The sequence below is a fragment of the Comamonas sp. 17RB genome (assembly GCF_030056555.1).
Taxonomy (GTDB): Bacteria; Pseudomonadota; Gammaproteobacteria; order Burkholderiales; family Burkholderiaceae_C; genus Comamonas; species Comamonas terrigena.
The window spans coordinates 1-18,709 of sequence record NZ_JASHHY010000010.1 but is presented as its reverse complement, the minus strand read 5'-3'; the positions used below and the strand labels follow the sequence as shown (position 1 = coordinate 18,709).

General features: G+C 65.9%; 15 protein-coding genes. 13 read left to right on the top strand and 2 right to left on the bottom strand.

The window, feature by feature from the left end:
- Positions 1 to 4 precede the first annotated feature (4 nt).
- The 3 genes from dapB to QM470_RS17705 all read left to right on the top strand — a co-directional run bounded on the left by dapB (position 5) and on the right by QM470_RS17705 (position 2,081).
- Positions 5 to 829, top strand: coding sequence for a 4-hydroxy-tetrahydrodipicolinate reductase (gene dapB, locus QM470_RS17715; RefSeq protein WP_283340188.1), 825 nt, complete (start codon positions 5 to 7; stop codon positions 827 to 829).
- A 38-nt stretch (positions 830 to 867) separates the two neighbouring features.
- Positions 868 to 1,521, top strand: a complete 654-nt coding sequence (locus QM470_RS17710; RefSeq protein ID WP_283340187.1) for a MotA/TolQ/ExbB proton channel family protein — start codon at positions 868 to 870, stop codon at positions 1,519 to 1,521.
- A gap of 125 nt (positions 1,522 to 1,646) precedes the next feature.
- Positions 1,647 to 2,081, top strand: coding sequence for an ExbD/TolR family protein (locus tag QM470_RS17705; RefSeq protein WP_283340186.1), 435 nt, complete (start codon positions 1,647 to 1,649; stop codon positions 2,079 to 2,081).
- 39 nt (positions 2,082 to 2,120) lie between these two features.
- Here QM470_RS17705 and QM470_RS17700 read toward each other — a convergent pair whose 3' ends face one another.
- Positions 2,121 to 3,374 carry a mechanosensitive ion channel family protein gene (locus QM470_RS17700; protein ID WP_502846854.1) on the bottom strand — a complete coding sequence of 418 codons (1,254 nt, stop codon included), beginning with the start codon at positions 3,372 to 3,374 and terminating at the stop codon, positions 2,121 to 2,123.
- A 191-nt stretch (positions 3,375 to 3,565) separates the two neighbouring features.
- Between QM470_RS17700 and leuS the strand changes: the two genes are divergently transcribed.
- From leuS to holA, 3 genes are read left to right on the top strand one after another with little or no spacing between them, the layout of a single operon-like run.
- Positions 3,566 to 6,304, top strand: a complete 2,739-nt coding sequence (leuS, locus tag QM470_RS17695) for a leucine--tRNA ligase (RefSeq protein ID WP_283340185.1) — start codon at positions 3,566 to 3,568, stop codon at positions 6,302 to 6,304.
- A 26-nt stretch (positions 6,305 to 6,330) separates the two neighbouring features.
- Complete coding sequence (locus QM470_RS17690) at positions 6,331 to 6,843, top strand: LPS-assembly lipoprotein LptE (RefSeq protein WP_283340184.1); 513 nt, start codon at positions 6,331 to 6,333, stop codon at positions 6,841 to 6,843.
- 10 nt (positions 6,844 to 6,853) lie between these two features.
- Positions 6,854 to 7,921 carry a DNA polymerase III subunit delta gene (holA, locus tag QM470_RS17685; RefSeq protein WP_283340183.1) on the top strand — a complete coding sequence of 356 codons (1,068 nt, stop codon included), beginning with the start codon at positions 6,854 to 6,856 and terminating at the stop codon, positions 7,919 to 7,921.
- Positions 7,922 to 8,008: 87 nt separating this feature from the next.
- On the opposite strand, the gene QM470_RS17680 is transcribed toward holA, so the two are convergent.
- Positions 8,009 to 8,314 (bottom strand): hypothetical protein, encoded by a 306-nt coding sequence (locus QM470_RS17680; protein ID WP_283340182.1) that lies wholly within the window; start codon positions 8,312 to 8,314, stop codon positions 8,009 to 8,011.
- A 116-nt stretch (positions 8,315 to 8,430) separates the two neighbouring features.
- Between QM470_RS17680 and QM470_RS17675 the strand changes: the two genes are divergently transcribed.
- From QM470_RS17675 to gshB, 7 genes are all read left to right on the top strand, one after another.
- Positions 8,431 to 9,711: a glutamate-5-semialdehyde dehydrogenase gene (locus tag QM470_RS17675; protein ID WP_283340181.1), complete on the top strand. Its 1,281-nt coding sequence runs from the start codon at positions 8,431 to 8,433 to the stop codon at positions 9,709 to 9,711.
- Between the two features lie 59 nt (positions 9,712 to 9,770).
- Positions 9,771 to 11,237 (top strand): Trk system potassium transporter TrkA, encoded by a 1,467-nt coding sequence (trkA, locus tag QM470_RS17670; protein ID WP_283340180.1) that lies wholly within the window; start codon positions 9,771 to 9,773, stop codon positions 11,235 to 11,237.
- A gap of 16 nt (positions 11,238 to 11,253) precedes the next feature.
- On the top strand, positions 11,254 to 12,720 hold the full coding sequence (locus QM470_RS17665) for a TrkH family potassium uptake protein (protein ID WP_283340179.1): 1,467 nt from the start codon (positions 11,254 to 11,256) through the stop codon (positions 12,718 to 12,720).
- A gap of 93 nt (positions 12,721 to 12,813) precedes the next feature.
- Positions 12,814 to 14,115, top strand: a complete 1,302-nt coding sequence (gene gshA / locus QM470_RS17660; RefSeq protein ID WP_066537869.1) for a glutamate--cysteine ligase — start codon at positions 12,814 to 12,816, stop codon at positions 14,113 to 14,115.
- Positions 14,116 to 14,247: 132 nt separating this feature from the next.
- The gene (locus QM470_RS17655; protein WP_283340178.1) at positions 14,248 to 16,125 is read left to right on the top strand and encodes a potassium transporter Kup; all 1,878 of its coding nucleotides are present in this window, start codon (positions 14,248 to 14,250) and stop codon (positions 16,123 to 16,125) included.
- Between the two features lie 142 nt (positions 16,126 to 16,267).
- Positions 16,268 to 17,446, top strand: coding sequence for a benzoate/H(+) symporter BenE family transporter (locus QM470_RS17650; protein WP_280013711.1), 1,179 nt, complete (start codon positions 16,268 to 16,270; stop codon positions 17,444 to 17,446).
- Positions 17,447 to 17,497: 51 nt separating this feature from the next.
- The gene (gene gshB / locus QM470_RS17645) at positions 17,498 to 18,451 is read left to right on the top strand and encodes a glutathione synthase (RefSeq protein ID WP_066537862.1); all 954 of its coding nucleotides are present in this window, start codon (positions 17,498 to 17,500) and stop codon (positions 18,449 to 18,451) included.
- Positions 18,452 to 18,709 lie beyond the last annotated feature (258 nt).

Below are 18,709 nucleotides of genomic sequence, written 5' to 3'. Positions count from 1 at the left end.
CACCATGACCGCTTCTTCCCCTTCTTCGCTGCGCGTGGCCATTGCCGGCGCATCCGGCCGCATGGGCCATATGCTGATCGAGGCCGTGCTGGCCAGCGGTGACTGCCAGCTGGCTGCCGCACTCGACCAGCCCGGCAGCCCCGGCCTGGGCCAGGACGCCGCCGCCTTCCTGGGCAAGGCCACCGGCGTGCTGATCGAGAGCGATGTGCGCGCGGCACTGGCCAAGGCCGACGTGCTGATCGACTTCACCCGCCCCGAAGGCACGCTGGCCCACCTGGCCGTGGCGGCCGAGTTGGGGGTGAAGCTGGTGATCGGCACCACCGGTTTCAGCGATGCGCAGAAGGCCGAAATCGCCGTCCATGCCCAGAAGACGGCGGTCATCCTGTCACCGAACATGAGCGTGGGCGTCAATGTCACGTTCAAGCTGCTGGAAATGGCGGCCAAGGCGCTGCAGGAAGGTGGCTATGACATCGAAATCATCGAAGCCCACCACAAGCACAAGGTGGATGCACCTTCCGGTACGGCGCTGAAAATGGGCGAGGTGATTGCCGAAGCCCAGGGTACCCAACTGGCCGACCGCGCCGTGTACGAGCGCTTTGGTCACACCGGCGAGCGCAAGCCCGACACCATCGGCTTTGCCACCGTGCGCGGCGGCGACATCGTGGGCGACCACACCGTGCTGTTTGCCGGCACGGGCGAGCGCGTGGAAATCTCGCACAAGTCCAGCAGCCGCGCCGGCTATGCCCAGGGCAGCCTGCGTGCGGCACGTTTTCTGGCGGGCAAGACCAGCGGCCAGTTCGACATGTTCGACGTGCTCAGCCTGCGCTGAGCACCCAGGCACCACCTTCACTCTTCCAGGAGCTGCTTATGGACGCACGTTGGCAATGGCTGGCGCAAGGTGACGCGGTCACCCGGGGCACGGCAGCGCTGCTGTTGGCCATGTCCGTGGCCAGCTGGGTGGTGATTCTGGTGCAGCTGGTGGGGCTGGTGCGCCGCCGCCGCCAGGCACCGCAGGCCATGGATGCGTTCTGGCAGGCTGCCGATCTGCCCTTTGCACGGGTGCTGCTGGAAAAGCAGGGCCCCTGGCTGCTGCCCCTGGTGCAGGCGGTGCAGGCGGCACGGACCGAAGCGTCGGCAGAGGCCACCCTGGCGGGCCAGTCCGCGCAGGGGGATCGGCTGATGCGCCATCTGCGGGTGGCGTTGCAGCAGGTGGGGGCGCGTCTGCAATGGGGTCAGACCATGCTGGCTTCCATCAGCGCGCTGGCGCCTTTTGTAGGTCTGTTGGGCACCGTCTGGGGCATTCACCATGCGCTGGCGGCGCTGACCGGCGTGCAGCAGGTGTCGCTGGACCAGTTGGCCGGACCGGTGGGTGAGGCCCTGGTGATGACCGCGGCCGGTCTGGCCGTGGCCATCCCGGCCGCGCTGGCCTACAACCTGTTTGGCCGCAGCATCGCCCTGTTGGACGAAGCGCTGGATGGCTTTGCCCACGATTTGCATGCGCATTTTGCGGGCCGGCGATGAGCGACTTTCCGAACGGCCTGTGGCGCCTGTCCTCGGCTGGTGCAGCGCCTGATACAGGTGCCGGCATGACGGTACGGGCGGCACGGGCCTATGGGCCGCGTCCCTGTGCGCACTGAAGGGCGGCCATGGCATTCGGACGCTTTGTTTCCCGGGCCCGTGCACAGCCGGTGGCCGGCATCAATGTCACGCCGCTGGTGGATGTGATGCTGGTGCTGGTGGTGATCTTCATTCTGGCCGCCCCCATTCTGGCGGCCACGCTGCGGGTGCAGCTGCCCCAGGCAGAGGGGGTGAAGGCCGCGCCGCCGGCGCAGACCCCGTCGCTGGAGCTGGAGCTGGACGCGCAGGGCGCGCTGCATATCGGCACCGATGCGGTGGACGAAGCGGCGGTACGCCAGCGGCTGGCGGCCCTGGCTGCGCAGGACCCGCAGGCCGAGCTGCAGCTCAAAGCCGATACCGCCGTGCCCTATGGCCGCGTGGTGCAGGTCATGGGCTGGGCCCATGCGGCAGGGCTGGGCCGTATCGGCTTTGTGGCCCAGCCGGCCCCGGCTGCGGCGCCCTAGAACGTCCTGACCGCCCGCGTGTGCGGTGCCCGGAGCCGCTCAGTGCGCATCGAGCGCACTGGCCAGCTGGCGGCTTCCGAAGTCCGAAGAGCGTTGGTACAGCTGCAGGCCGAACTGCGGCAGCATGCCGATCAGGTGGTCGAAGATGGCGCCCTGGATGGTTTCGTACTCCAGCCACACGGTGGTGGCGGTGTAGCAGTACAGCTGCAGCGGCAGGCCGGTGGGGGTCGGCTCCAGCGTGCGGGCCAGCAGGAACATGCCCGGGCCTTTGGCAATGCCGGGGTGGGCCACCAGGTAGGCATAGGCATAGGCCTTGAAGGCGGCCAGGTTGGTCACCTGGTCGGGTACCACTGGCGCCAGCGGCAGGCTGGTCTCCATGCCGCTGGGAATGGGCAGCAGGCCGCGTTCGGCATGCCAGTAGTCCTGCAGCAGCGGGATGCGGTCCAGCTGGCTGCGCTCCGACGGGGTCAGCAGGCGCACGGTGCTGGCGTCCAGGGGCAGGGCGCGCATGATGCGGCGCGCCCCCGAATTGGCCATGCCGCGCCAGTTCTTGAAGCTGTCGCTCATCAGCTTCCAGGTGGGGATGGTGGTGATGGTCTTGTCGAAGTTCTGCACCTTGACGGTGTTCAGTGCAATGTCCACCACGAAGCCGTCGGCTCCCACCTGGGGCATCTCGATCCAGTCGCCCACGCGCAGCATGTCGTTGGTGCCGATCTGCACGCCCGCCACAAAGGACATGATGGTGTCCTTGAACACCAGCATCAGCACGGCCGACATGGCGCCCAGACCGGACAGCAGCAGCAGCGGCGAGCGGTTCAGGATGGCGGCCGCAATCAGGAGCGCGCCGAGGATGTAGGCCACCAGCTTGCCCAGCTGCACATAGCTTTTGATGGAGTGGGTGTGCGTGGCCTTGGGGCCGTCGTGCCGGTCGTGGGCGGCATTGATCTCGTTGAGCAGCTCCGCCACGGCACGCACCAGGTGGTAGACCGTGAAGGCGGTGGCGAAGTTGCCGATGGTCTGGCTGAGCGGGGCGGGCAACTGCGCCACGGCGTCAATGCCGATCTGGATCACCACCGACGGGACGATCTTGGCCAGCCGGACCAGCACATGGTCGTGCAGCAGGATCTGGGTCCAGCTGGTGGCGGGCAGGGTCTTGCGCCACAGGCGCACAAAATGCAGCAGCACGCCCTGGATCACCAGGCGCAGGGCGAAGGCCAGCACGGCCAGCAGGCACAGGCCCACGGCGGCCTGGTAGCGCGGCGCGAGCTCGGTGTAGAAGGAAAAATCGGTCAAGGTCACGAAAAGCCAGAATCGGCCCGGGGCCGGTGACGGCGGGGCCTGCAGGGTCAAAAACGGGGGGAGGGGCGCGGTGCCGGGCAGTGCCGGCGGCAGGGGCTGTCGCCCAGTGCAGCAAGGGGGATGCGCCCACAGCCTAAAATCCGGGCGAAGGCAGTATTGTGACTGCAGCACCAACCCCCAGTTCCATGCAAGACAAATACAACCACATCGAGGTGGAGCGCGCCGCGCACGCCCATTGGACCGCACAGGACGCCTACCGCGTCACCGAAGACGACAGCAAGCCCAAGTACTACGCCTGCTCCATGCTGCCCTACCCCAGCGGCAAGCTGCACATGGGCCACGTGCGCAACTACACCATCAACGACATGCTCTCGCGCCAGCTGCGCATGAAGGGCTACAACGTCTTGATGCCCATGGGCTGGGATGCATTCGGTCTGCCTGCCGAGAACGCTGCGCTGAAGAACAAGGTGCCGCCTGCCAAGTGGACGTTCGAGAACATCGCGTACATGAAGAAGCAGATGCAGGCCATGGGGCTGGCCATCGACTGGAGCCGCGAGATCGCCACCTGCGATCCCGACTACTACAAGTGGAACCAGTGGCTGTTCCTGAAGATGCTGGAAAAGGGCGTGGCCTACCGCAAGACCCAGACCGTGAACTGGGACCCGGTGGACCAGACCGTGCTGGCCAACGAGCAGGTGATCGACGGCCGCGGCTGGCGCACCGGCGCGCTGGTGGAAAAACGCGAGATTCCGGGCTACTACCTGGCCATCACGAACTACGCGCAAGAGCTGCTGGACCATGTGCAGATGGGCAACGACAAGGCCACCCTAACCGGATGGCCTGACAAGGTGCGCCTGATGCAGGAAAACTGGATCGGTAAGTCGGCCGGCGTGCGCTTTGCGTTCACCCACACCATCCAGGGCGCGGACGGCCAGCTGATCCAGGACGGCAAGATGTTCGTCTTCACCACCCGTGCCGACACCGTCATGGGCGTGACCTTCTGCGCGGTGGCGCCCGAACACCCGCTGGCCCAGCATGCCGCGGCGTCCCAGCCCGAGCTGGCAGCCTTCATTGAAGAATGCAAGAAGGGCGGCACGACCGAGGCGGAACTGGCCGTCAAGGAAAAGGAAGGCAAGCCCACCGGCCTGTTCGTCACCCACCCCATCACCGGCGCGCAAGTCGAGGTGTGGATTGGCAACTATGTGCTGATGAGCTATGGCGATGGTGCTGTGATGGGCGTGCCTGCCCATGACGAGCGGGATTTCGCCTTTGCCAACAAGTACCACCTGCCCATCCAGCAGGTGGTGACCGTGGCCGGCCAGGATGCGTACGACAGCAAGACCTGGCACGACTGGTACGGCGACAAGGAACGCGGCATCCTCATCCAATCCGGCGCGTTCGATGGTCTGAACTACCAGGACGGCGTGCAGGCCGTGGCCAAGGTGCTGGCCGACAAGGGCCTGGGCGAGCTCAAGACCACCTGGCGTCTGCGCGACTGGGGCATCAGCCGCCAGCGTTACTGGGGCACCCCCATCCCCATCATCCACTGCGAAGACTGCGGTGCCCAGCCGGTGCCGGAAAAAGACCTGCCTGTGGTGCTGCCGCAGGATCTGGTGCCCGATGGTTCCGGCAACCCGCTGGTCAAGAGCGAAGCCTTCCACGCCGGCGTGGTCTGCCCCTGCTGCGGCAAGCCTGCCCGCCGTGAGACTGACACCATGGATACCTTTGTGGACAGTTCGTGGTACTTCATGCGCTATTGCGACGCGAAGAACAGCGAGCAGATGGTCGGCGCCGGCGCCGAATACTGGATGCGGGACCAGCACGCCGCTGTCGGCGGCAGCGGCATGGACCAGTACATCGGTGGCGTGGAACACGCCATCCTGCACTTGCTGTACGCGCGCTTCTGGACCAAGGTCATGCGCGATCTGGGCCTGCTCAAGATCGACGAGCCCTTCACCAAGCTGCTCACGCAAGGCATGGTGCTCAACCACATCTACAGCCGCCGCACCGCCAAGGGCGCCAAGGAATACTTCTGGCCCAAGGACGTGGAGCATGTGCTGGACGAAGGCGGCAAGGTCATCGGCGCCAAGCTCAAGAGTGCAGTGGACAGCGCCGACGGCATGCTGCCCGTGGGCACGGCCATCGACTACGAGGGCGTGGGCACCATGTCCAAGTCCAAGAACAACGGTATCGATCCGCAGGAGCTGATCGAGAAGTACGGCGCCGACACGGCCCGCCTGTACACCATGTTCACCGCCCCGCCCGAGCTGACGCTGGAGTGGAATGATGCCGGCGTGGAAGGCAGCTACCGCTTCCTGCGCCGCGTCTACAACTTCGGCCACAAGCTGCTGGAGCTGGACTACGCGGCCGCACAGGAAGCCACCAGCGGCCTGACGGATCTGTCGCAGGTGCAGTTCGGCAAGGATGCCAAGGCACTGCGTCTGGAGATCCACACCGTGCTCAAGCAGGTGGAATACGACTACAGCCGCATGCAGTACAACACCGTGGTGTCGGGCGCGATGAAGATGATCAACGCGCTGGAAGGCTTCAAGGCCACGGACACGGCCGACGGCCAGATCGCCGTGATCGAAAGCTTTGGCATTCTGCTGCGTGTGCTCTACCCCGCCACCCCGCACCTGACGCATGTGCTGTGGAGCGAGCTGGGCTATGTCAACAAGCAGGGCGATCTGCTGGATGCCGCTTGGCCCCAGGTGGATGCATCGGCCCTGGTGCAGGACGAGCTGGAGCTGATGCTGCAGGTCAACGGCAAGCTGCGCGGCTCCATCCTGGTGCCGGCGGCAGCCGACAAGGCGCAGATCGAAGCGGTGGCCCTGGCCAACGAGGAGGCACAGAAGTTCATCCTGGGTGCGACACCCAAGAAGGTGATCGTGGTGCCGGGCCGTCTGGTCAACGTCGTCGTCTGACGCAAACAAAGCGAGAAGGAGCCCCCATGCGCAAGCGCACGCTGCTTTCCCTGATGGCGCTGGCACCGCTGGTGTCGGCCTGCGGCTTCCGCCTGCGCGGGGTGCCGGAATTCCAGTTCTCTTCCATCTATCTGCAGGCCGACGGCCGCTCGGCATTTGCCCGCGAACTGGAACGCAACCTGGCCACGGCCGGAGACAAGCTCAAGGTGCTGCGGGCGCCGCGGCGCCCGGACGAGGCCCAGGTGGTCTGGAGGCTGCTGGGCGAGCGCAGTGACCGCATCATCATCAGCAAGAACGCGGCCGGCCAGGTGCGCGAGCTGACGCTGCGCTACCGCATGACGTTCAGCCTGACCGGCGCCGATGGTGTGGAGTGGATTCCCCCCACCGAGCTGGAGCTGGAGCGCGACCTGAGCTACGACGAAAACCTGGCGCTGGCCAAGGAGCAGGAAGCCGCCGTGCTGTACAAAACCATGCAGTCCGACCTGGTGCAGCAGGTAATGCGGCGTCTGTCCTCGGCCCGGCCGACGGCCGCGTCCTGATCGGCGGTCCATGCAACTGGCGTTCAACCAGCTGGGGGCGCACCTGCAAAAAGGGCTGCGTCCGCTCTATACCCTGCACGGGGACGAGCCGCTGCAGCAGCAGGAGGCGGCCGATGCGATCCGGGCGGCGGCCCGCGCGCAGGGGCACACCGAACGCAGCGTCTACACCGTGGCAGGCGCGCATTTCGACTGGAGTGCGGTCCTGGCGGCGGGCGGTTCGCTGAGCCTGTTTGCCGACAAGCAGATGGTGGAAATCCGCATCCCGTCCGGCAAGCCGGGCAAGGACGGCAGCGCTGCCATCCAGCAACTGGCTGCCCAGGCGGCGCAGGATGACAACACCCTGACCATCGTCACCTTGCCGCGCCTGGACAAGCAGACCAAGAGCGGTGCCTGGTTCGCCGCGCTGGAAGCCCATGGGGTGACGGTGCAGATCGACACCATCGAACGGGGCACGCTGCCGCCGTGGATTGCCCAGCGCCTGGCCCAGCAGGGCCAGCGCGTGGTGTCGGGCGAGGAAGGGCAGCGTACGCTGCAGTTCTTTGCCGACCGGGTGGAAGGCAATCTGCTGGCGGCCCACCAGGAAATCCAGAAGCTGGGCCTGCTCTACCCCCAGGGGGAGCTGAGTCTGGCCCAGGTCGAACAGGCGGTGCTGAATGTGGCGCGCTACGACGTATTCAAGCTGTCCGAGGCGGTGCTCTCCGGTCAGCTGGCGCGCGTGGTGCGCATGCTCGACGGTCTGCAGGCCGAAGGCGCGGCCGAGGTGCTGGTGCACTGGGCGCTGGCCGAAGACATCCGCGCCCTCAAGCGCGTGCGCGATGCCATGGCAGGCGGCCAGCCGCTGCCCATGGCACTGCGGGCACAGCGCATCTGGGGGGTGAAGGAGCGCCTGTTCGAGCGCATCCTGCCGCGCCTGGGCGATGCTGCTGCCGCCCGGCTGCTGCATTCCGCCCATGTGGTGGACGGCATCATCAAAGGCCTGCCGGCACCCGGCTGGCCGCAGGACGGCTGGCAGGCGCTGCGCCGACTGGCGATGGACTTGGTGCAGACCGCCCAGGGCCAGCGTTCGGCGGCCCGCTGAACGGAACCCTTTACCTGGTGCTGGAGCTGGCCCGAGCGGGCGGTGCTGGCGCAGACCACGGGGCGTCGTGCCCGGCGGCAGGGGTGTTCAGGGTGCCGATGCCAGCCGTGCCTGGGCCTTGTCGGCCCATTGCTCCAGCGTGTCGAACAGCTCTTTCTGGCTGAAGGAGCAGCTTTCCTCGGCAAACAGCGCGCTGGCCTCCAGCCGGTCCAGCAGGTTCAGCAGCACCTCGGCATAGCGTGGGGGCAGGGTGGTCAGCAGGGCTCCGCTGGCGCGGGCCTGAGCGCCCAATGCCGCGGCGGACAGCTGTTGCTGCGCCAGCTGGGCAAAGCCGGTGCGCAGCTGCGCCAGTTGCTGGGCGGCCAGAAGGGTGTCGGGGGGAGCAGTGTGCATGGCAGGCGCCGCAAAGGCGGGGTCAATGGTCGCACCAGTGTAGGTCCTGCACTGCGCCCCCAGGGCATGGCCGTGCATTCCACCCCCTGGGCGGGCAACTCGGCGAGAATCGGGGCATGAACGCGCTGAATATTGCCGAAACCATGCAGACCCTGGGTCTGCAAGCAAAAGTGGCTTCCGCCCAGATGGCACGGGCGAACGCTGCCGTGAAAAACAAGGCCTTGCTGGCTCTGGCCCGTCTGCTGCGGGAGCAGGTGGAGCCGCTGCAGGTCGACAACGCCAGGGACCTGGAGCGCGCCGTGGCCAACGGCCTGTCGGCCCCGATGGTGGACCGCCTGCGCCTGACGCCCAAGGTGCTGGAGACCTGTGCCCAGGGCTGTGAACAGCTGGCAGCCATGCCGGATGTGATTGGCGAGATCCTCGGCATGAAGCAGATGCCCAGTGGCATCCGGGTGGGCCAGATGCGCGTGCCCATCGGCGTGTTCGGCATGATCTACGAAAGCCGCCCGAACGTGACCATCGAAGCGGCCAGCCTGTCGATCAAGAGCGGCAATGCCTGCATCTTGCGCGGCGGCTCGGAAGCGATCGAATCCAACAAGGTCCTGGCCCGGCTGGTGGCCCAGGCCCTGGTCGAAGCCGGCCTGCCGGAAAACGCCGTGCAGCTGGTGCAGACCACCGACCGGGAGGCCGTGGGCCATCTGATCGCCATGCCCGCGTATGTGGACGTGATCATCCCGCGCGGCGGCAAGAGCCTGATCGAGCGCATCAGCCGCGAAGCCAAGGTGCCCGTCATCAAGCACCTGGACGGCAACTGCCACACCTACGTGGACGATCCCTGCGACATCGCCATGGCCGTGACCGTGGCCGACAACGCCAAGACCCAGAAGTACAGCCCCTGCAACGCCAGCGAAAGCCTGGTGGTGGCGCGTGGCGTGGCGGCGGACTTTCTGCCGCAGATCGGCGCCATCTACGCGGCCAAGGGGGTGGAGATGCGTGGCGATGCCGAAGCGCTGGCCATCTTGCAGCAGGTGCCTGGCGCCAAGCTGGTGGCGGCGACCGAGCAGGACTGGAGCGAGGAATACCTGGCCCCCATCATCAGCGTGAAGGTGGTGGCCGGTGTGGACGAGGCCATTGCCCACATCAACCGCTATTCCAGCGGTCACACCGAAGCCATTCTGACGCGCGACCATATGCACGCCCAGCAGTTCCTGCGCGAGGTGGATTCCGCCAGCGTGATGGTCAATGCCAGCACGCGCTTTGCCGATGGTTTCGAGTACGGGCTGGGTGCCGAAATCGGCATCAGCACCGACAAGTTCCATGCGCGTGGGCCGGTGGGCATTGAAGGCCTGACCTCGCTCAAATACATTGTGCTGGGCGAAGGCCAGGTGCGCGGCTAAAGTCGCCTCCAGTGCCGGGGCGGCCTGGCACACACCGTCACAACCATCAACAGCGCAGCATGAAAATCATCATCCTGGGAGCCGGCCGCGTGGGGTACAGCGTGGCCGAAAGCCTGGTCTCGGAGCGCAACGACATCACCGTGATCGACACGGATGCTGCGCGGCTGCGCGATCTGGAAGGGCGGTTCGACCTGCGCGGCGTGGTGGGCAGCGGCATCGACCCGCAGGTGCTGGCCGAAGCCGGTGCGGCCGATACCGACCTGCTGATTGCCTGCGCGGCGCTGGATGAGACCAATCTGGTGTGCTGCAAGCTGGGGCAGCTGCTGTTCAACATCCCCACGCGCATTGCGCGGGTGCGCTCCTCCAGCTTCGGCGCCGACGATGTGGTCCTGGGCAAGGACGGGCTGGGCGCGGACGCCATCATCTGCCCCGAGGCCTCGCTGACCCGCTACATCGGCAAGCTCACCGAATACCCGGAAGCGCTGCAGGTGCGCGAGTTTGCCGGCGGCCGCGCCTGCCTGGCGTCGGTGCGGGCCCGCATGGGGGCCGCGGCCGTGGGCCTGCGCATTGGCGAGCTGCGGTTGCACAACCCCGAGATGGGGCTGCGCATCGTGGCCATCTACCGGCGCTTTGCCGACGAGCCCGACCGTTTTGTCCGCTGCGATGGCAGCACGCTGATCGAGCCGGGCGATGAAGTCTTTGTGCTGTCCGCCAAGGAAAACCTGCCCGAAATCCTGGCGGCCATGCACCGCCCCGCCGGCCAGCCGGCGCGACCGGTGCGCCGCATCATGATGGCCGGCGGCGGACGGGTGAGCCAGCGGCTGGCGGCACAGCTGGCCCAGGAGCCAGGGCGCTTTCACATCAAGATCGTCGAAGTGAACCCCCAGCGCTGCATGGAGCTGGCCGCCTCGCTGCCCGAGGATGTGCTGGTGCTGCAGGGGGATGCCACCGACGAGGACCTGCTCGACGATGAAAGCATCGAAGATGTGGACCTGTTCCTGGCGCTGACCAACGACGACGAGAACAACATCATGGCCTGCCTGCTGGCCAAGCGGTTGGGCGCCACGCGGGTGCTGGCGCTGATCAACCGCCGCACCTATGCGGACCTGATGCACGGCACGCAGATCGATATTGCACTGTCCCCCGCGCAGGCCATGCTGGGCGAGCTGCTGGCCCATGTGCGCCGCGGCGATGTGCAGGCCGTGCACAGCCTGCGCCGGGGCGTGGCCGAGGCGCTGGAGATCGTGGCCCGCGGCGACCGCAAGAGCTCGCGCGTGGTGGGTCGCCGGGTGGAGGAGCTGAAGCTGCCGCCGGAAGTGCACATCGGCCTGATCGTGCGCGGTCTGCCGGAGCAGGGCGAACATGCATCGGATGTGTCCCCGTCCGCAGTGGGCGAGCCCCAGGTCATCATTCCGCGCAGCCACACGGTGATCGAGAGCAATGACCACGTGGTCTTCTTCCTGCCCAACAAGCGCCTGGTGCAAGACGTGGAGAAACTGTTCCGCGTGAGCGCCACCTTCTTCTGATCGGACCGAGGCCGCCATGCGTGACCTGTTACCCGTTCTGCGCCTGCTGGGCGCGTTGATGGTGATGTTCGGCTTGTCCATGGGGCTGCCGCTGGCAGTGTCCTGGTTTCTGCGCGATGGCATGTGGCTGGTCTGGCTGTGGTCGCTGGGTGGCACGCTGCTGGCGGGCACCTTGCTGTGGGCCAGCATGGAGCGTTACCGCAGGGAGCTGCAGCCGCGCCACGGCGTGATCCTGGTGACCCTGGTCTGGGTCTTTCTGCCGCTGTGTGCCAGCGTGCCGCTGCAGCTGGCCTATGCGGAGCTGGGGCGGTCGCTGTCGTTCACCCATGCCTATTTCGAGGCCGTGTCCGGGCTGACCACATCGGGGGCCACCGTGCTGTCCGGGCTGGATGCGCTGCCGGTGTCCCTGAACATCTGGCGCACCTTCCTGCAGTGGCTGGGTGGCATGGGGATCCTGATTCTGGCCGTGGCCATCCTGCCGCTGCTCGGCGTGGGGGGGAGCCAGCTGTTCCGCGCCGAGGCCGCGGGCCCGGTCAAGGACACCAAGCTCACGCCGCGCATCACCGGCACGGCCAAAGGGCTGTGGGGCGTGTACGCCGTGTTCTCCATCAGCTGCGCGCTGGCCTTCTGGCTGGCGGGCATGACGCCGCTGGACGCGGTGATGCACATGTTCACCACCGTCAGCCTGGGCGGGCTGTCCTCGCACGATGCGAGCCTGGGCTTCTACAACTCGCCGGTGATCGAAGGCATCACGCTGGTGTTCATGCTGATGGCCAGCTGCAACTTCGCGCTGTACTTCGTGGCCCTGCGCAAAGGGCACTGGCGCGGCTTCTGGCAGGACCCGGAAATGCGCGCCACCCTCGGCGTGCTGCTGGGCAGCGGCCTGCTGGTGGCGCTGCTGTTGTGGGTCAAGGGCGTGTATGGCCCGGTGGATGCGCTGCGCTACGGGGTGTTCAACACCATATCGGTGGCCACCACCACCGGCTTTGCCACGGCCGACTACCTGACCTGGCCGGTGTTCGCGCCGGTGTTCATGCTCTTCCTGTCCGGTGTGGCCACCAGCGCCGGATCGACCGGCGGTGGCATCAAGATGGTGCGCATGCTGATCCTGGTGAAGCAGGCGCGGCTGGAGCTGACGCGGCTGGTCCATCCGCGTGCCGTCCAGCCGGTGCTGCTGGGGCGCAGCGTGGTGGACCACCGCATGATTTTTTCGGTGCTGGCCTTTATGCTGGTGTACGGCGGCACCATCATTGTGCTGAGCATGCTGCTGATGCTCAGCGATCTGGATCCGATCACCGCATTCTCTGCCGTGGTCGCCAGTGTGCACTGCACGGGCCCGGGACTGGGTAGCATTGGGCCTTCGTCCACCTATGCGGTGCTCAACGATTTCCAGGTCTGGGTCTGTACCCTGGGCATGCTGCTGGGGCGGCTGGAAATACTGAGTTTTCTGGCGCTGCTAACACCTTCTTTCTGGAGAAGGTGAGTACGTACTTGGTTGTGGCAAAGGTTGAGGGTTTACCCCTATTCGTTTCGCAAGTCCCTAAAATCGGGGTCACTACCGTCTCTTGAGGGTTTCATGGTTCCACATCTCATCACAGCTTTGACCGGCCCGATCAACGAGCTCGAGCAGCGCATCATCGACTCCATGCCAGCCATCGAGCGCTGGTTCCGCCTCGAGTGGATGGAGCACACGCCGCCGTTCTATTGCTCGGTGGACATCCGCAATGCGGGCTTCAAGCTGGCGCCGGTGGACACCAACCTGTTCCCCGGCGGCTGGAACAATCTGACCGACGAAATGCTGCCCCTGGCCGTGCAGGCAGCGATGGCCGCGATCGAGAAGATCTGTCCGGAAGCGCGCAATTTGTTGATCATTCCGGAGAATCAGCAGAAGAATCCGTCGTATCTGAGCAACATTCTGCAGCTGCAGCGCATTTTCCGCATGGCGGGTCTGAATGTGCGCATCGGCTCGGTCAGTCCCGACATCAAGAAGCTCACTGAAATCAAGCTGCCGCACGGCGACACCATCACGCTGGAGCCGGCGCTGCGCACCAAGCGCCGCCTGGGGCTGAAGAATTTCGACCCCTGCACCATCTTGCTGAACAACGACCTGTCGGCCGGCGCGCCAGGCATTCTGGAAGAGCTGTACGAGCAGTTCCTGCTGCCGCCGCTGCATGCAGGCTGGAGCGTGCGCCGCAAGAGCCGCCATTTCCAGAGCTACGAAGAAGTCTCCAAGCGCTTCGGCAAGCTGCTGGGGATCGACCCCTGGCTGATCAACCCGGTGTTCAGCAAGTGCGAGAACATCGACTTTGTCGAAGGCACGGGCCTGGACCAGCTGGCGGTGCAGGTGGATGCCACCATCACCAAGGTGCGCCGCAAGTACAAGGAATACGGAATCAAGGAAAAGCCGTTCGTGGTGGTCAAGGCCGACAACGGCACCTACGGCATGGGCGTGATGACCGTGCGCGACGCCAAGGAGCTGGAAGCCCTGAAGGACAAGCGCACCCGCAACAAGATGGGCGTCATCAAGGACGGCCAGCCGGTGCACGATGTGCTGGTGCAGGAAGGCGTGCTGACCTACGAGCGCATGAACAACGCCGTGGCCGAGCCGGTGGTCTACATGATGGACCGCTACGTGGTGGGCGGCTTCTACCGCATGCACCCCGAGCGCGGTATCGACGAGAACCTGAATGCCCCCGGTTCGGGCTTTGTGCCGCTGGCCTTCCCGCCGCAGAGCACCCAGCTGCCGCAGATCGGTGCCCGCGCCGGTGCCAGCGCGCCCAACCGCTTCTACATGTACGGCGTGATCGCCCGCCTGGCCATGCTGGCCGCCAGCTACGAGCTGGAAGCCACCAACCCGGACGCGGAAATCTACGACTGACCGTCGGGGATCGCCGGCGTTGTTCGCTGATCGAACGGCGCCATGGGGTGGCTGGCAGACTGCCAGCGCCTCGCGCACAATGGCGGCATTTCCACAGATAGGACCGGGCCCGTGGGGCCCGGTTTGCATTGGATGCAGCACACCTCATCCCGATCTTCATTGGCCGCGCTGACGCTGGGGGCCATTGGGGTGGTTTATGGCGACATCGGCACCAGCGTGCTGTATGCCGTCAAAGAAGTCTTCCGCAGCGGCCATGTGGCCTACACCCCGGCCAATGTCTACGGCGTGCTGTCGCTGCTGTTCTGGACCCTGACCGTCATCGTTTCCCTCAAGTACGTGGTGCTGGTGCTGCGCGCCGACAACCGCGGCGAAGGCGGTCTGGTGGCCATGCTGGCCCTGGCGTCCGAGGCGGTGAAGGACAAGCCGCGCCTGCATGGGGTGCTGATGGCCGTGGGCCTGTTTGGTGCCAGCCTGTTCTATGGCGACGGGGTGATCACGCCCGCGATCTCGGTGCTGTCGGCCGTGGAAGGCCTGGAAGTGGTGGCCCCCGGCCTGCACCCGGTGGTGATTCCGCTGACGCTGGCGGTGCTGCTGGTGCTGTTCACGCTGCAAAAGCGCGGCACGGCAAGCATCGGCCGCTGGTTCGGCCCCATCACGCTGCTGTGGTTTGGCGTGCTGGCGACACTGGGCCTGGGCCAGATCGTGCACCACCCCGAAATCCTGAGCGCCCTGTGGCCCACCCATGCGCTGCAGTTTGTGCGGGCGCAGCCGGGCACGGCCTTCATTCTGCTGGGGGCCGTGGTGCTGTGCGTGACCGGGGCGGAAGCGCTGTATGCCGACCTGGGCCACTTCGGCAAGAAACCGATCCGGCTGGCCTGGTTCTCGGTGGTGATGCCGGCGCTGACGCTGAACTACCTGGGCCAGGGCGCGCTGCTGCTGGACCAGCCGGAAGCCGTGCGCAACCCCTTCTTCCTGATGGCGCCGTCCTGGGCCACCCTGCCGCTGGTGGTGCTGGCCACCCTGGCGACGGTGATCGCCTCGCAGGCGCTGATCTCCGGGGCCTTCAGCATCACCAAGCAGGTGATGCAGCTGGGCTACCTGCCGCGCATGACGGTGCTGCACACCAGCACCAAGGACACCGGCCAGATCTACATGCCGTTCGTGAACTGGTCGCTGTTCATCGCCATCGCCATGGCCGTGATCATGTTCCGCTCCAGTGACAACCTGGCCGCCGCCTATGGCCTGGCCGTGACGCTGGACATGCTGATCACCACCACACTGACCTTCTTCGTCATCCGCTACCTGTGGCGCTACCCGCTGTGGCTCTGCATCGCGGCGACCAGCTGCTTCTTTGTGGTGGATGTGCTGTTCTTCGCCTCCAACGCGCTCAAGCTGGCGGCCGGCGGCTGGTTCCCGCTGCTGATTGCCGGCTGCGTCTTCCTGCTGATGCGCACCTGGCGCCTGGGCCGTACCCTGCTGTCCGAACAGCACCGCGCGGAAGCCGTGGACCTGGAAAGCTTTCTGGGCAGCCTGCAGCAAGGCAACCCGCTGCAGCGGGTGGATGGCACAGCCGTCTTCATCACCAGCGAAGAAGGGCTGGTGCCACCGGCGCTGCTGCACAACCTGAAGCACAACAAGGTGCTGCACACGCAAAACCTGTTTGTGGTGCTGCGCCACCACGAGGTGCCCTGGATCGGCCTGGAGCAGCGGGCCCAGGTGCAGGCGCTGGGTGCCGGCTGCTGGCAGGTGGTGCTGCACTTCGGATTCAAGAACGACCCCAACGTGCCCGAGGCGCTGCGCCTGGCCGAACTGCCGGGCTGGAAGCTGGATCCCATGCGCACCAGCTACTTCCTGTCGCGGGAAGTGGTGGTGCCCCGCATGGGGGGGCGCATGGCGCTGTGGCGCGAGAAGCTGTTCGCCCAGATGCACGCCGGGGCCAGTGGCGTGGCGGGCTTCTTCCACCTGCCGGCCAATGCGGTGGTGGAGCTGGGGACCAAGGTCCACATCTGAGGCGGAAAAAAAGCTGTCACAGGTCGGTTCGCTGCTCATGCACTCCGCAAGCGCATGAGCAGCTATGGATTTTGATGAATCTGCGCTCACAGGCCGCCCAGGTGTCAGCCTGGCGGCCCGGCGGGTGCCAGAATCTGCGGCCATGCGCTTCTTTCGTGATCTGAGCTTGTCTGCCTTCACGGCAGGTTTCGTGGCCGTGCTGGTGGGCTTCACCAGCTCTGTGGCGCTGGTGTTCCAGGCGGCCCAGGCTTTTGGCGCCACACCGGCGCAAATCACCTCGTGGATGTGGGCACTGGGCCTGGGTGTGGGCCTGTGCTGCCTGGTGCCTTCGCTGTGGCTGCGCAAGCCGGTGATGGTGGCCTGGTCGACGCCGGGAGCGGCGGTGCTGGCCTCGGCGGGCATGGCCGGCAGCTTCACCATGCCCGAGGCCGTGGGTGCATTTCTGGTGTGCGCCGCGCTGATCACCCTGTGCGGCGTGACCGGCTGGTTCGAAAAGCTGATGGACCGCATTCCCATGGAAATTGCCTCCGCCCTGCTTGCGGGGGTGCTGGCCCGGTTCGGCCTGCAGGCCTTTGGTGCGGCACAAACCGCCCTGGGCATGGTGCTGGCCATGCTGGCGGCCTATCTGCTGGGGCGGCGTCTGCTGCCCCGTTATGCCGTGGTGCTGACGCTGCTGGTGGGCGTGGCCTGGGCGGCTGCCAGCGGCAAGATGGAATGGTCCCGTGTGCAGTGGGAGCTGGCGCTGCCGGTGTTCACCGCACCGCAATTCACCTGGCAGGCCTTTGTCAGTCTGGCGCTGCCGTTGTTTGTCGTCACCATGGCCTCGCAGAACATGCCGGGCGTGGCGGTGATCCGTGCCACGGGCTATGAGCTGCCGGTTTCGCGGCTGGTCAGCATGACGGGCATCGCCAGCCTGCTGCTGGCGCCGTTCGGCGGCTATGCGCTGAATTTCTCGGCTATCACTGCGGCCATCTGCATGGGGCCGGAGGCGCACGAAGACAAGGACAAGCGCTACACCGCGGCCGTGGTCTGCGGCGCCATGTACATGGTCATCGGCATCTTTGGTGCCGTGGTCACCGGTCTGCTGATCGCCTTCCCGCAGGAGCTGGTGCTGGCCATTGCCGGGCTGGCGCTGCTGGGCAGCATCGGCGGCGGGCTGGCCGGTGCGTTGCGGGATGAAACCCACCGTGAAGCGGCACTGATCACCTTCCTCGTCACCCTCAGCGGCGTGGTGATAGCCGGAGTGGGTTCGGCGTTTTGGGGGGTGGCTGCCGGCGTGGTGGCGCTGTTTGTGCAAAAGTATGGGCGTCGTGGCAGCTGAGGCTGCTGCTTTTTTCATCGCTGACCACGGGCCGGCCAGGCCCGCATACCCATGAAACTGCTGTTCATCGCCGATCCGCTGGAATCCTTCAACATCAAGAAGGACTCCACCTTCGTCATGATGCGTGAGGCCCAGTCCCGCGGCCATGTGATTTATGCCTGCGAGCCACAGCATGTCTCCTGGCAAACCGGCGGCAAAGTGCAGGCCATGGTGCGCCAGATCCGCCTGACCGGCGAAAAGCCCGGCTGGTTCACCGTGGAGCAGGAGTCCGTGGTGGTGCTGGCCGACTTTGACGGCATCGTGATGCGCAAGGATCCGCCATTCGACAGCGAGTTCTTCTACGCCACCCACATGCTCAGCCAGGCCGAGCGGGAAGGCGCCAAGGTCTTCAACAAGCCCTCCGCACTGCGGGACCACCCGGAAAAGCTCTCCATCATGGAGTTCCCGCAGCTGCTGGGTCCCACGCTGGTGACCCGCGACCCGGCCCAGATCCGCGCCTTTCATGCCGAGCATGGCGACATCATCCTGAAGCCGCTGGACGGCATGGGCGGCATGGGCATCTTCCGTGTCGGCAAGGACGGCATGAACCTGGGCAGCATCATCGAGACGCTGAACCACCAGGGCGCTACCAGCGTGATGGTGCAGCGCTTCCTGCCCGCCATTGCCGATGGGGACAAGCGGGTGCTGATCATCGGCGGCAAGCCGGTGCCGTACTGCCTGGCCCGCATTCCCCAGGGCAACGAGGTGCGTGGCAACCTGGCGGCCGGCGGCAAGGGCGTGGCCCGTCCGCTGACGGCACGGGACCGCCAGATCGCCGACATCCTGGGTCCGGTGCTGGTGGAGCGGGGCCTGCTGCTGGTGGGCGTCGACGTGATCGGCGACAGTGTCACCGAGATCAATGTCACCAGCCCCACCTGCTTCCAGGAGATCGCCGACCAGATGGGCTGCGATGTCGCTGCGCTCTTTGTGGATGCGCTGGAAGCGGCCATCGCGCAAAAAAGCTGAGCTTGTTGTCAGCAGGGCGATCAAAGCCTGCTACAGTTCGCTCCCTTGCTTAGCAGCACTGCCTTGCAGTGCTGCTAAGTGGAGTCTTCAACGAGACGCCGGAAAGCTTCAAATTTCGGTGTACAATGCAAGGCTTCGCTGCTGAGAGCTACCGGCTCCGGCGGTCAGGAAGATCAAAAAATTCTTTGATCTGCACGACGAAAGTTGTGCTACAATACAAGGCTTCGCTGATCACAGCGGACTGAATTCAAAACAGAG